The following is a 12,325-nucleotide window of genomic DNA, read 5'->3' as shown; positions in this document are numbered from 1 at the left end:
GCGCATCCTTGCTCTACAGGATGCGCCCTCCTCACCGGCGTTCTACTGACGCCGTCGAAACAACGGCCGCGGCTCAATCACCGAACGCCCATACAACACGCTCATCCCCGCCAGCCCCTTGAGCGCATCTTCGGCGGACTTGTCCTCGCGCACCGCGAAGCTGTCGAATCCGCATTGACGCATGTGGCTGAGTTGATCGCGCAGTACATCGCCGACGGCGCGCAACTCGCCCGTCCAGCCCAATCGGGTGCGCAACAAGTACGCCTGACTGTAACCGCGACCATCACGGAAACTCGGAAAATCCAGGGCAATCAGCGGCAGGTGTGAAAACCACGGCTTTAGGCTTTCCACCTCATCGTCCGGCCCCAACCACACGCCCTTTTGCGGTGGACCTTCAAGCCAACGGGCCAACGGCAGAATCACTGCACCCGCCGGCCATTCATCGTTGACATCCCTGACCAGGGTCCAGGGATCATCAGCGACAATCCGCGCCACACCCTCCTCCAGCCGCAGCAAATTGTTCATGCCGACACCTCCAGCAGCTTCGGATAGACCTGCTCTTTGAACGGTTCCAGACCGATGCGCTGCAAGGTGTCGACGAACACTTCCTCGCTCTCGCGATAATTGACGAACGTGGCGATGATCTGCTCGATCACCCCGGGCACTTCGGCGGCGCTGAAGGACGGGCCGATGACTTTGCCCAACGCACTGTTCTTGCCCTGAGCACCGCCGAGGGTGATCTGGTACCACTCGCTGCCGTTCTTATCGACCCCCAGAATGCCAATGTTGCCGATGTGGTGGTGGCCGCAGGCGTTCATGCAGCCGGAAATGTTCAGGCTGATGTCGCCCAGATCATGCAGATAGTCGAGGTCTTCGAAGCGTGCCTGAATGGCTTGCGCGATGGGGATCGACTTGGCATTGGCCAGCGCGCAGAAGTCACCGCCAGGGCAGGCGATGATGTCGGTCAGCAAACCGATGTTGGCGCAGCCCAGGCCCTGTCCGCAGGCCAGGCACCAGAGCTCGTAGAGATCAGCCTTCGGCACGTCGGGCAACACAATGTTCTGTTCATGGGCGATGCGAATTTCGCCAAAACCGAACTGCTCGGACCAGTCGGCCACCGCCTCCATCTGCTCGGCCGTGACATCACCCGGCGGCGAGGCAATGCCCGGTTTGGTCGACAGCACCACACTGGCGTAGCCCGGCACTTTGTGCGGCTGAACGTTGCGCGAAACCCAACGGGCGAAGGCCGGGTTTTCGGAAAGACGTGTGCCGAAATCGAGGTCGGCATCAGCCAGAACTTGGTAGTCCGGTGGCACAAAGGCACTGGCCACGCGCTCATACTCGACGTCGGTCAACTGCGCCGGGCCGTCCTTGAGGTACTGCCACTCCTCCTCCACTTCCCGGGCAAAGGCTTCGATGCCCAGCGCCTTGACCAGAATCTTGATCCGAGCCTTGTACTTGTTGTCCCGCCGGCCATGTCGGTTATAGACGCGCAGCACCGCTTCGACGTAGGACAGCAGGTGCTGCCACGGCAACTCCTCGCGGATCTGCAAACCGAGGATCGGCGTGCGCCCCAACCCGCCGCCGACGATGACCCGCAGCAACATCTGTCCGTCGGCTCCCGGGTAAAGATAGAGGCCGATGTCATGCATCATGATCGCCGCCCGGTCCTGTTCCGCCGAGCAGATCGCGATCTTGAATTTACGCGGCAGGAACAGAAATTCCGGGTTGATGGTCGACCACTGCCGCAGAATTTCCGCCAGCGGCCGCGGGTCGATCATTTCGTCCGCCGCCACCCCGGCAAAGGCTTCGGTGGTGATGTTGCGTACGCAGTTGCCGGAGGTCTGGATCGCGTGCATTTCCACGTGTGCCAGACGTTCGAGGATGTCCGGCACCTGGGCCAGTTCGATCCAGTTGAACTGCATGTTCTGTCGGGTGGTGAAGTGGCCGTAGCCACGGTCGTAATCCCGGGCGATGCTCGCCAGCGTACGCATTTGCGGCGCGCTTAACGTGCCATAAGGAATCGCCACGCGCAGCATGTAGGCGTGTTTTTGCATGTACAGGCCGTTTTGCAAACGCAGCGGCAGGAATTCTTCTTCGCTCAACTCATCCGCCATGAAGCGTTCGACCTGATCGCGAAACTGCGCGACCCGCTCAAAGACCAGGGCCCGGTCATAGTCATCGTACTGATACATGTGGCTACCTCATCAGGATTGATCGGGCTCTGCACAACCCCTGTGGGAGCGAGCCTGCTCGCGAAGACGGCGGCACATTCAACATTGATGCTGACTGATCCGACGCCTTCGCGAGCAGGCTCGCTCCCACAGGGACTTCAGTGAGCTTGGAGCTCTATGACCCGTTTTCTTGAGGCGACTATGGACCTGCGGCGCAGCACGTTACAGATTCAGCTAAACACTAAAAAACCGTATCAGACTGCGGCTGATCACCGCAGACATTCGCTTTATCTGATCCGCATAAACTCGGTTTTTCTGAGCCTGTTTTGTTTCCGGCAGGGTTTCTACAGTGCATGACATGCCAGTCCGGGTGGCCTGGCAAGACTTTGCAACCGTGGAAGCATTGACCATGAGCACAGCAACAATCGGACAGGCCTATAACTACAAGGTCGTCCGCCAATTCGTCGTGGCAACCGTGGTTTGGGGTGTCGTGGGGATGGCGATGGGGGTGTGGATCGCCTCGCAACTGGTGTGGCCACAGATGAACCTCGACCTGCCATGGACCACCTTCGGCCGCTTGCGCCCGCTGCACACCAGCCTGGTGATTTTCGGCTTTGCCGGCAGCGCGCAATTCGCCGCCAGTTACTACGCGGTGCAGCGCACCTGCCAGGTGCGGTTGTTTTCGGACAAGCTCGCGGCATTCACTTTTTGGGGCTGGCAGTCGGTGATCGTGGTGATGCTGATCACCCTGCCGCTGGGCTACACCACCACCAAGGAATACGCCGAGATCGAATTCTCCGGCGCGGTGTGGATGACGGTGGTCTGGGTCGCTTATGCGATTGTGTTTTTCACCACCGTGGTGCGACGCAAGACTAAACACATCTACGTCGGCAACTGGTTCTTCGGCGCGTTCATCGTGGTCATCGCCATGCTGCACGTGGTCAATCACCTGGCGATTCCGGTGGACTGGTTCAAGTCCTATCCGGTGTATTCCGGGGCGACCGACGCCATGGTGCAGTGGTGGTACGGGCACAACGCGGTGGGTTTCTTCCTGACCACCGGGTTCCTCGGGATGATGTATTACTTCGTGCCGAAACAGGTCGGGCGGCCGGTGTATTCCTATCGACTGTCGATCGTGCATTTCTGGGCGCTGATTACCCTGTACATCTGGGCCGGCCCGCACCACTTGCATTACACCGCGCTACCGGACTGGGCGCAGTCGCTCGGCATGGCGATGTCGCTGATCCTGCTGGCACCGAGCTGGGGCGGGATGATCAACGGCATGATGACGCTCTCGGGCGCCTGGCATAAATTGCGCACCGACCCGATCCTGCGTTTTTTGGTGTTGTCCCTGGCCTTCTACGGGATGTCGACCTTCGAAGGACCGATGATGGCGATCAAGACGGTCAATGCCCTCTCCCACTACACCGACTGGACCATCGGCCACGTTCACGCCGGCGCCCTCGGTTGGGTGGCGATGATCACCTTCGGCTCGCTGTACCACATGATCCCGAAAGTCTTCGGACGTTTACAGATGTACAGCACACCGCTGATCAACCTGCACTTCTGGCTGGCGACCATCGGCACGGTGCTGTACATCGCCTCGATGTGGGTCAACGGCATCACCCAGGGCTTGATGTGGCGTGCGATCAACGACGACGGCACGCTGACCTACTCCTTCGTCGAAGCCTTGCAGGCCAGTCATCCAGGGTTCGTGGTGCGCTTCGCCGGCGGTGTGTTCTTCCTCAGCGGCATGTTGCTGATGGCTTACAACGTCTGGCGCACGGTGCGGGTTTCGGACGTCGAAATGGCCCACCGCGAAGCACAGATTGCCTGAGGCAGGGGGCTTGAGATGATTGAGGTCGTGCTGAATGTGTTGGGCGTTGTGGGGCTTTGGCTGGCAGTTGAATACTGCCTGAAACACCAGACGGCGGAGAGTCTGGATGAAGCCAGTCTGATTCCGTTTGCCGATGACCCGGAGGTGGCGCGACGGGTGGAGTTGGCGACGGGCAAGACCGTGAAGGCGGTAGCGCCGGAAGAGGTGAAACCTGGCTGGGGCAACCTGGAAATCTGACGCCACGCCAATCAATGTGGGAGCGAGCTTGCTCGCGATGGCGGTGTAACAGTCAACATGGATGTTGGATGTTATGGCCTCATCGCGAGCAGGCTCGCTCCCACAGGGTATGTGTCAGGTCAGAGGGTTCAGCTACGCTCGCGGGGGATCAAGCTCTGCAACTGCTGCGCCAAAAAGTTCGCATCAAAGGCAAAGGTATCCGGGTCTTTCAAGCCATTGGTCTTGCGCCATTGCCAGCTACTGGACGGCGGCAGGCACACCAGCGAAATGCTGCCGTACCGCGCGGCTGTCAGGCCCATCACGGCCAGTGAAATCTGACCACCGGCACCCATCACATCCGGCACAAATTCCACCGGTTTACCGGCGATCACAATGGACAGCTTCTCAGTCTTGAAGGTCGACGTTTCGACCGGCGCGCTCGGCCCCGAGGCCACATAAGCCTCGCGGCTCACCTCCAGCAGATTCGGCACCTGGACCGGTTCCAGCCATTGCTGGATCTGATCGAACAGTTCACCAATGCGCGTCGCCCACACGGCCGATTGCGATTCGAACAGTTGCTTCTTGTGCGCTTCGCTTTCTGCGTAATGGCGAAGCATCTCACCCAGTTGCTGTACGTCGTCCATTGCGGTGTTCCTTTGTTGAAGCGGTGCTGCGGACTTTGAGCATGGCAGATGCGCGCTGCCGGCGTACGACTAAAAGCGTGAACGGTATTGGCTGGGGGTCATGGCCAGGTATTTGCGAAAGGCACTGCCCATGTGGGACTGATGGGCGAAGCCGGCGTCCAGGGCGATGTCGGCCAGGGACAGGTCGGTGTGTTCGATCATCCGGCGTGCTGCCTGAAGCCGCACTTCAACGAGGAAAGCGTGGGGTGTCAGGCCGATGGCCCGGGTGAAGTCGCGCAGAAAGCGCAGCTCGTTTTGCCCGTAGGTGGCGGCCAATTGTTCAAGGGTCAGGGGTTCGTGGAACTGCTCGGCGATCTGGTCCAGCACTCGGGTGAAAACCCTGGGCGTGACACGTTGCGCAGTACTGGCCTTCGGGTTCATCAAACCAACGAATTCCACCGCCCTTTGCTCAAGCGCCAACCTGTCCGGTTGCGGAGCGAGCAACAGACGCCGCAGTTCCCGGCCCAGCATCAGAGCACGTCGATTGCCTGAAGACTGCACACGGTGGTCAACCGCAGGTAAATGCTGATCGGCCAACGGCTCCTCCAGACGCATCAGCAGGTATTCGCCACCACTGGCCGATTCGGAAAACACGTCCACGCCGACCGGGGTGTAAGCCAGCACGCCAGGCAAGGTATCGAAATCCACCCGGTGATCCGAATCGATGGCGTGCACACCTTGTTGACGTTCCAGTGTTACCCCAAGGGTTTGCCACTGCACAGGGTCACGCGCGCTGTAAGCCGCACGGGGCAAAAGCTGCAGGAAAAGTCTGCCACCCAGCAGATCCTGGCTTAGCGCCGCTGGCATGTGAAATTTCCTGATAGATCGCGATGAAGAGCCACGGGTACTCTCAAATAAGGGCATGCTCGAACAAAGGGTTGCCATCAACAGGAGCACGACATGCGCACCATCGGCCTTATCGGCGGCATGAGCTGGGAGTCCAGCGCCGAGTATTACCGTCTCATCAACCAGCAAGTGCGCGACCGGCTCGGGCCGTTGCGTTCCGCGAAATTGCTAATGTACAGCGTCGACTTTGGCCCTGTCGAACAGGCCCAGCACGCCGGGCGCTGGGACGATGCGGCGGCGATTCTGGTGGACGCAGCCCAACGGCTGCAGGCGGGTGGCGCCGATTGCGTGGTGTTGTGCACCAACACCATGCACAAGGTGGCGGGGCAGATTCAGGCAGCGATCAGTATTCCGTTTCTGCACATCGCCGACCCGGCGGGTCAGGCTGCCGTTGAGGCTGGCGCGCTGAGGATTGGATTGCTCGGCACAGCGTTCACCATGGAGCAGGACTTCCTCAAGGAACGCCTGACGTCGATGGGGCTGACCGTTTTGGTACCGGATGCCGATGAACGTCAGGCCGTCCACCGGATCATCTATGACGAGTTGTGCGTCGGGGTGATCAGCGAGGCGTCGCGCAAGGTGTATCAGCAGGTCATCGAATCACTGACCCGACGCGGTGCCCAGGCGATCATCCTCGGCTGCACGGAAATCGGCCTGCTGATCAAACCCGAGCACAGCGCCCTGCCCTTGCTCGACACCACCGAACTGCATGCGCAGGCGGCGGTGGCGTTCGCCTTGGGCGAGTGACTCAACCGGCCTTGGGCGTGCGACGCAGGCGCGCCATGCTCAAGGCATCGACCCATCCACCATCACGCACGGCATAGTCGCGAAACAGCCCTTCGGTGTCGAAGCCGAACTTGCGATAAAGCCCGATGGCAGCTTCGTTGTCGGCGTACACCGAAAGCTCGAGCCGTTGCAGGTTCATCCAGTTGTCGGCGATGTCCAGCGCCGCCGCCAACAGCTTCGAGCCGACGCCCTTGCCCTGCCACGCCGTCGCGACGCCCATGCCCAGATTGCCGGCATGGCTGCGACGGATCCGCGAAAACTGCTCCAGGCCAATATTGCCGATGACCGTCCCTTGATGCAGCGCCACCAGCTGCACCACACGCTCGTTGTCCGGCGCCAGGCGCTTGCGCCAGACTTCCGCGGACTGAAATGGCATTTGCAGCACCTGCCGGGTAATGGCCGGGTCGTTGTAGAGCGCGGTAATGCCGTCGATGTGGGATTCGTTGAAACGTTCGAGAGAAATGACAGCGTCGGTGGCGGGCATGGGTGATTCATCCTTGAGACAGACATGGCCGCCCACTCTATACCGCTGAAGGTTGTTCGAACCACTCCCGCCGTTCATTGAAGGTGTTCTGAATCAGCTCGACGATCATCTGCACCTGCGCTGAACCCTCGGACTGCGCATTGACCGCCATCCATACCTCGCGCTGCATCGGTTGACTGAACAGCCCCGGCAATTCAATCAGGCCGCGATCGAAGCGGCTGATGTATCCGGGCAGCAGGCCAATGCAGGCGCTGCAACGGATCATCTCCAGCATCAGCTCATAGGAATGCAACTGCACCACTCCGGCCAGGCGCTGGTCCACGAGGGTATTCCACGGCCGGAAACAGTCGACCTGACGGTCATGCTGCCATTGCACCAGCAGGAAATCCGCCAGGTCATCGAGGCTGTCAGGGCGGGACGCGACCCGTGAATAACGTTTGGCGATGTGGGGCAGATAGTCGAGCCGCGCCAGACGCCGGGGCTCGCTGACAGCAAAACTCGGGCCGGGCAGCGGTGAATCGGTGCCGGCCAGCCACAGCACCACATCGGCACTGACCGCTTGCAGGGAGAGCTCGCTGTCCAGGGTGATGATGTCCAGGCGCACGCTGGCGTTGCGCCGCAACAAGGCAACCAGATCGCGACCGAGAATGTCATGCAGGATCGATTCGGCGACGGCCAGGCGAATCAACGGCTGTTCGATCACCGGCAAATCGCGCTCATGGGCCAGAGCAATCAACTGCGATTGCAGCTGCAATCCGTCACGACTGAGGGCAACGCCATTCTCTGAATGGCTGAATAGCGAACACTGCAGTTGCGCTTCAAGTTGCGCCAATTGTTTGCGCAGCTGGGTGGCCTTGATGTTGAGACTGCGGGCTGCCTGCATGAAACAGCCGCAACGGGCACTGACTCGAAAAAACTGCGCCAGTACCGGATCGATCCCTGCCGCCAGAGTGCGCCAGGATGAGGTTTTTTCTACGGGCGCGCGGTACTCGGCAACTCGCTGACGACCTGTGGTTTCCATGAATCGCATCGCTGACTCCCTGTCGAACTGTCCTTGAAGGTCTCATCCTGCGCAGTGTTTATGAACCTGATGTGACGCTCGGGGCGGATAATCGATTCAGCCTCCGGGGGTTTGCCGGAAACTCACTGCCAGGCGATTCCAGCTGTTGATGGTGGTGACGGCGATGGTCAGGTCGACCATCTCGCCTTCGTTGAACTGCTCCCGGGCCTGCGCGTAGACCTCGTCCGGCACATGGTTTTCAGAAAGCAAGGTGACGGCTTCGGTCCAGGCCAGCGCCGCGCGTTCTCGCGCATTGAAGAAGCCGCTGTCGCGCCAGACCACGATCGAATACAACCGACGGTCAGTCTCGCCCAGGCGCCGGGCATCCACCGAGTGCATGTCGGTGCAGAAGGCGCAGCCATTGAGTTGCGACGCACGGATCTTGATCAAGTGCAGCAAGGCCGGCTCGATGCTGAGGTTGCTGGTCAAGGCCTCCATGGCAATCATCGCTTTCATCGCCTTGGGCGATGCGCTGTAGTAATCCAGGCGGGCGTTCATGGAGTGACCTCGTGGATCGAATGTGTGCCCCCCAAGGTAGGCGTTGATACGCAGGCGTTACAGATCCAATTCTGCGAAATACCCGTGGACCACTCAGGCACCAGACCAATCGGAGGTTTTTCGCCCACGCAACTTTTGCGCAGGCGCTCATGCGGGTAATCTGGCCCGACGCACACGCGCCTCAATCGCCCCAGGAGCCTCGCCGGTATGGAACTTCACGTTGTCATCAACGGCCGCAAGGACCTGGCAGGCCAGTTGTACAACCAACTGCGCAGCGCCATTGAATCCGGCCGTCTGGCAGCCGGGACGCAACTACCGCCCAGTCGTTTGCTGGCAGAACAATTGGGCATTTCGCGCAAGACCATTTCCGACACCTACACGCAACTGACCTACGAAAACTTCCTCACCGGGGTCATTGGCAAAGGCACCTATGTCAACGCCCGACCGGCGAAAATCACCCGTAAACAGAGCCATTCGGAATTGGCCAGTGCCGAGGTCATCGAGTCCTGGCGCAACCTCCCGGTGTTCCTGCGCCATCCGACGCTGGAAGGCTCGTTACGCTATGACTTCATCGGCGGCGCCACCAGCAAGGGCCAGTTTCCCCAGGATGACTGGCGGCGCTGCACCGCTCATGCCTTACGCCAAATCGCTGCGTCCAAGGGCTTCTACAGCCTGCCCGAAGGCTTGCCGGCACTGCGCAACGCCATCGCCCGACACATCGCGTTTTCTCGCGGGGTCAATTGCCAGGACGAAGACGTGGTGGTGTGCAACGGCGCGCAACAGGCGCTGGACCTGATCTCCCGGGTGCTCACACGTCCTGGCAGCATTGTCGCCATGGAAGACCCCGGCTATCCGCCCGCACGCCTGTTGTTCAGTACCCACGGCGCCACAGTGATCGGCGTCCCGGTGGATGCAGAAGGCATTCAGGTGGACAAGATCCCCCTTGGTACCCGCCTGATCTACGTCACGCCGTCCCACCAGTTCCCGCTCGGCATGCCGATGAGCCAGGCGCGCCGGGTGGCGCTGCTGGAGCGAGCCCATGAGTTGGGCGCGATCATCATCGAGGACGATTACGACAGCGAATTCCGCTACGAGGGCCGGCCCACCGATTCACTGCAAAGCATGGATGAACGCGGCATCGTCGCCTACGTCGGGACCTTTTCGAAAACCCTGCTGCCGGAACTGCGCCTGGGTTATGCGATCCTGCCGCCGGCAATACTCGAAGCGGTCATTCGCGCGAAGCAGCTCACCGACCTGCACACGTCCACCCTGCCCCAATGGGCGCTGGCCAAGTTCATCGCCGAAGGCTGTCTGCTCAAGCACATTCGGCGCTGCCATACGATCTATGCCGGGCGTCGTGAGCGGATCCTCGAGCGCATGGCCGGCGATCTTTCACCGTGGCTCGAGGCTGTCCCGACCACCGCCGGGTTCCACATGGTGGTTATGTGCAAAGTGTCTATCGATATTCCATTGGTGATCACACTTGCAAAAAAGGTCGAAGTCGGGGTGTATCCCATCGACAGCTTTTTTTATCAGCAAGCGCCGCAGGCCGGGCTTTTCCTGGGTTTTGGCGCCATTGAAACCCTGGACATCGACATTGCCCTGGACCGCCTGCGGGACATTTTGCAGCAGGTTGCCTGACGGATTGGTCTGCGTTTTTATTCCGCGATTGGCTATTGGTGGTCCGGGGATGCAGGCCTATCCTGCATAAGCGTTATCTCTCAATGAGCAGGATTCGTCCGGCCTGATTCAGGAGTGTGAGCAATGTCCAACGAAGTGATCAATACCGTTAAGGTGCAGGCCGCCGCCGGCCGCTCGGACGAACTGGGCAAGCAACTGCAAAAGATTGTCGACACCCTGCGCGAACTACCGGGCTGTGACTCCTATATGGTCGACCGCTGCCCCGAGGACGACAACCGCTGGACGGTCAGCGCCCGCTGGCAATCGGAAGCGGCCATGCAAATGCATTTCAACTGCCCTGAAGTCCAAGGCTTTATCGGCCTGATCGACAGCCGCCTGGCCAACAGCGTCGACTTCAACAGCTTTCCTATCGTTTAAAAATTAGGTCGCCGCCTTCGGCCACTCCTACAGGGCAATGGGTACCCCTGCAGGAGTGGCTGGAGGCGGCGATCTTGTTTTTTCAACGCGCATGATTGGTCCCCTCGCCTTCACGAAAATTGGCTGTTTGTTTGGCATTGGCCGAGACTTACTGTGGTCCCTGACGACTAACCAAGCAGGTGATACCCATGAAAGTCTTCCGCTACTGTGCTGCGCCCTTCGCCGCCCTCGCCCTGACCGTTTCCGCCGCGGCATTCGCCCACGAAGCCGCGCCTTCGGAAAAGGTCACCGTGTTGCAGGACCAGATGTTGAAAAACGCACCGGGTAAAAAAGCGCTGATGATCGAAGTCGATTACAAACCCGGCCAATCGTCCATCGCCCACAAGCACGAGGGCACGGCCATGGCTTACGTCATTTCGGGAGAAATCATCTCCCAGGTCAAAGGGGAAAAGGCGATCACTTACAAGGCCGGTGAATACTGGTACGAACCGGCCGGCTCGGAGCATTTGGTCTCGAAAAATGCCAGTACCACCAAACCCGCCAAACTGTTGGTGTTTATGGTGTTAGCGCCAGAAGAAAAAATATTGATCCCTTTGGAAAACTGATAGCTGTTGCGCCAGCCATAAATAAACAGGCTCGAATTAAGCATTCGGGCCTTTTTATTTCCCGGCGCAATTAACCGGGACCTTTTAAACCAAACAAAACTATTGGCTGCCTGATAAGTGCAGAGATTGGCTGTTTCATTCAGCAACGACAGGTTTAGTCTGGAATCACCGCCGACCACGTCCGGCATATAAACTTTCCGACTCAAGTTGTTTCACTGGAGAAACACCATGAAACTTGCACTTGTCAGTACCTTGTCGATGACGGTTCTTTTAACGGGTTGTTCAATACCCACTGCACCGAAGGCTGTTTCTTCGCTCGACGGCCTCTTCACCGAGCCGGTAGGTCGCAACAGTGCCACACATGTCGCCAATGGCAGCAACGTTTCCCTGGGCATCGTCTACAGCCGCAACACTCAGACCAACCGCGCCTACCTTCAGGATTACCAGAGCAACGCCGGCACCGGTTTCGGCCAGAGCCTGCTGGTGCAGTCGATTCACGATGCCTACGTCGCCACCTCCAAACCGGACCTGGCAGTGGACTGGGTCAAAGCATCCTTGCAACGGCAGTTTGGCTCGGTGACGGTGTATCCGGACATGCAAAGTCTCAGGGACGCTAAACCGGACGTGGTCGCCGTTGTCGATACGCGCAGTCAACTGATGACGTCGCGCAGTTCGGATATCAGCGCGAATGTCAGCGCCGCTTTCTACGATACCCATTTCAACTACATCGGCACTGCGCAAGGGCATGACGCTAAAGAACTGAGTCCGTTATGGGCAGACTATAAACGCAGCGAAGAGATAGTTGCCGATATAAACGAACAACAGAACGTGCAGGTCAGGGCCTTGCAAAAGTTTGACCAGTCGCTCAGTAATTTATTGACCAGACCGACAGATAAAGTGTCGATGATCGATAATAATATAGGCAAAAAGTTGCATTGAAGTTGATGCCCCTTTCGCGAGCAGGCTCGCTCCCACATTGATTATGTGTACGACGCAAAACCAATGTGGGAGCGAGCCTGCTCGCGAAAGGGCTCGACCAGACGGTACAAAACCTTCAGGCAAAAAAAGCCCCGCCTCT

The 12,325-nt window shown here is 59.2% G+C and carries 14 protein-coding genes; 7 read left to right on the top strand and 7 right to left on the bottom strand.

Features of this window, described 5'->3' with window-relative positions; genetic code table 11:
* Positions 1-42: 42 nt before the first annotated feature.
* Complete coding sequence (locus JFU47_RS03370; RefSeq protein ID WP_140678980.1) at positions 43-525, bottom strand: DUF934 domain-containing protein; 483 nt, start codon at positions 523-525, stop codon at positions 43-45.
* Positions 522-2,195, bottom strand: a complete 1,674-nt coding sequence (locus JFU47_RS03365; protein ID WP_201180851.1) for a nitrite/sulfite reductase — start codon at positions 2,193-2,195, stop codon at positions 522-524. The genes JFU47_RS03370 and JFU47_RS03365 overlap by 4 nt, the downstream gene beginning before the upstream one ends.
* Before the next feature lie 388 nt (positions 2,196-2,583).
* On the opposite strand from JFU47_RS03365, the gene ccoN reads away from it, so the two are divergent.
* Both ccoN and JFU47_RS03355 read left to right on the top strand, forming a co-directional pair.
* Positions 2,584-4,011 (top strand): cytochrome-c oxidase, cbb3-type subunit I, encoded by a 1,428-nt coding sequence (gene ccoN, locus JFU47_RS03360; RefSeq protein WP_201180849.1) that lies wholly within the window; start codon positions 2,584-2,586, stop codon positions 4,009-4,011.
* A gap of 15 nt (positions 4,012-4,026) precedes the next feature.
* A complete protein-coding gene (locus tag JFU47_RS03355) occupies positions 4,027-4,248 on the top strand; it encodes a cbb3-type cytochrome c oxidase subunit 3 (RefSeq protein ID WP_140678985.1) in 222 nt (73 codons plus the stop codon).
* A gap of 128 nt (positions 4,249-4,376) precedes the next feature.
* Here JFU47_RS03355 and JFU47_RS03350 read toward each other — a convergent pair whose 3' ends face one another.
* Positions 4,377-4,871, bottom strand: coding sequence for a hypothetical protein (locus JFU47_RS03350; RefSeq protein ID WP_201180845.1), 495 nt, complete (start codon positions 4,869-4,871; stop codon positions 4,377-4,379).
* A 69-nt stretch (positions 4,872-4,940) separates the two neighbouring features.
* Positions 4,941-5,717 carry a helix-turn-helix domain-containing protein gene (locus JFU47_RS03345; RefSeq protein ID WP_201180844.1) on the bottom strand — a complete coding sequence of 259 codons (777 nt, stop codon included), beginning with the start codon at positions 5,715-5,717 and terminating at the stop codon, positions 4,941-4,943.
* A 93-nt stretch (positions 5,718-5,810) separates the two neighbouring features.
* On the opposite strand from JFU47_RS03345, the gene JFU47_RS03340 reads away from it, so the two are divergent.
* Positions 5,811-6,503 (top strand): aspartate/glutamate racemase family protein, encoded by a 693-nt coding sequence (locus tag JFU47_RS03340; protein WP_201180842.1) that lies wholly within the window; start codon positions 5,811-5,813, stop codon positions 6,501-6,503.
* 1 nt (position 6,504) lies between these two features.
* Here the strand turns inward: JFU47_RS03340 and JFU47_RS03335 are convergent, their stop codons facing one another.
* The 3 genes from JFU47_RS03335 to JFU47_RS03325 all read right to left on the bottom strand — a co-directional run bounded on the left by JFU47_RS03335 (position 6,505) and on the right by JFU47_RS03325 (position 8,584).
* Positions 6,505-7,026: a GNAT family N-acetyltransferase gene (locus JFU47_RS03335; protein ID WP_201180840.1), complete on the bottom strand. Its 522-nt coding sequence runs from the start codon at positions 7,024-7,026 to the stop codon at positions 6,505-6,507.
* A gap of 37 nt (positions 7,027-7,063) precedes the next feature.
* On the bottom strand, positions 7,064-8,056 hold the full coding sequence (locus tag JFU47_RS03330) for a LysR family transcriptional regulator (protein ID WP_201180833.1): 993 nt from the start codon (positions 8,054-8,056) through the stop codon (positions 7,064-7,066).
* A gap of 87 nt (positions 8,057-8,143) precedes the next feature.
* Positions 8,144-8,584: a carboxymuconolactone decarboxylase family protein gene (locus JFU47_RS03325; protein WP_123364141.1), complete on the bottom strand. Its 441-nt coding sequence runs from the start codon at positions 8,582-8,584 to the stop codon at positions 8,144-8,146.
* Between the two features lie 207 nt (positions 8,585-8,791).
* On the opposite strand from JFU47_RS03325, the gene pdxR reads away from it, so the two are divergent.
* The 4 genes from pdxR to JFU47_RS03305 all read left to right on the top strand — a co-directional run bounded on the left by pdxR (position 8,792) and on the right by JFU47_RS03305 (position 12,186).
* Positions 8,792-10,225 carry a MocR-like pyridoxine biosynthesis transcription factor PdxR gene (pdxR, locus tag JFU47_RS03320; RefSeq protein WP_201180831.1) on the top strand — a complete coding sequence of 478 codons (1,434 nt, stop codon included), beginning with the start codon at positions 8,792-8,794 and terminating at the stop codon, positions 10,223-10,225.
* A 123-nt stretch (positions 10,226-10,348) separates the two neighbouring features.
* Entirely contained in the window at positions 10,349-10,642 is a 294-nt protein-coding gene (locus JFU47_RS03315; RefSeq protein WP_008150809.1) for a putative quinol monooxygenase, read from the top strand.
* Between the two features lie 188 nt (positions 10,643-10,830).
* Entirely contained in the window at positions 10,831-11,247 is a 417-nt protein-coding gene (locus JFU47_RS03310) for a cupin domain-containing protein (protein WP_201180830.1), read from the top strand.
* 228 nt (positions 11,248-11,475) lie between these two features.
* Positions 11,476-12,186, top strand: a complete 711-nt coding sequence (locus JFU47_RS03305) for an ATPase (protein ID WP_201180828.1) — start codon at positions 11,476-11,478, stop codon at positions 12,184-12,186.
* Positions 12,187-12,325: the final 139 nt, after the last annotated feature.

Origin of the sequence: Pseudomonas sp. TH39(2020) (assembly GCF_016650715.1) — a bacterium.
In the GTDB taxonomy this organism is placed as follows: Bacteria; Pseudomonadota; Gammaproteobacteria; order Pseudomonadales; family Pseudomonadaceae; genus Aquipseudomonas; species Aquipseudomonas mandelii_C.
This window is presented reverse-complemented; position numbering and strand designations above follow the sequence as displayed.

Excerpts from the sequence above, each read along its gene's own strand:
- ccoN (WP_201180849.1), top strand. The coding sequence starts at position 2,584 with ATGAGCACAGCAACAATCGGACAGGCCTATAACTACAAGGTCGTCCGC.
- JFU47_RS03355 (WP_140678985.1), top strand. The coding sequence starts at position 4,027 with ATGATTGAGGTCGTGCTGAATGTGTTGGGCGTTGTGGGGCTTTGGCTG.
- JFU47_RS03305 (WP_201180828.1), top strand. The coding sequence starts at position 11,476 with ATGAAACTTGCACTTGTCAGTACCTTGTCGATGACGGTTCTTTTAACG.
- pdxR (WP_201180831.1), top strand. The coding sequence starts at position 8,792 with ATGGAACTTCACGTTGTCATCAACGGCCGCAAGGACCTGGCAGGCCAG.
- JFU47_RS03315 (WP_008150809.1), top strand. The coding sequence starts at position 10,349 with ATGTCCAACGAAGTGATCAATACCGTTAAGGTGCAGGCCGCCGCCGGC.
- JFU47_RS03370 (WP_140678980.1), bottom strand. The coding sequence starts at position 525 with ATGAACAATTTGCTGCGGCTGGAGGAGGGTGTGGCGCGGATTGTCGCT.
- JFU47_RS03330 (WP_201180833.1), bottom strand. The coding sequence starts at position 8,056 with ATGCGATTCATGGAAACCACAGGTCGTCAGCGAGTTGCCGAGTACCGC.
- JFU47_RS03350 (WP_201180845.1), bottom strand. The coding sequence starts at position 4,871 with ATGGACGACGTACAGCAACTGGGTGAGATGCTTCGCCATTACGCAGAA.
- JFU47_RS03325 (WP_123364141.1), bottom strand. The coding sequence starts at position 8,584 with ATGAACGCCCGCCTGGATTACTACAGCGCATCGCCCAAGGCGATGAAA.
- JFU47_RS03340 (WP_201180842.1), top strand. The coding sequence starts at position 5,811 with ATGCGCACCATCGGCCTTATCGGCGGCATGAGCTGGGAGTCCAGCGCC.
- JFU47_RS03345 (WP_201180844.1), bottom strand. The coding sequence starts at position 5,717 with ATGCCAGCGGCGCTAAGCCAGGATCTGCTGGGTGGCAGACTTTTCCTG.
- JFU47_RS03310 (WP_201180830.1), top strand. The coding sequence starts at position 10,831 with ATGAAAGTCTTCCGCTACTGTGCTGCGCCCTTCGCCGCCCTCGCCCTG.
- JFU47_RS03365 (WP_201180851.1), bottom strand. The coding sequence starts at position 2,195 with ATGTATCAGTACGATGACTATGACCGGGCCCTGGTCTTTGAGCGGGTC.
- JFU47_RS03335 (WP_201180840.1), bottom strand. The coding sequence starts at position 7,026 with ATGCCCGCCACCGACGCTGTCATTTCTCTCGAACGTTTCAACGAATCC.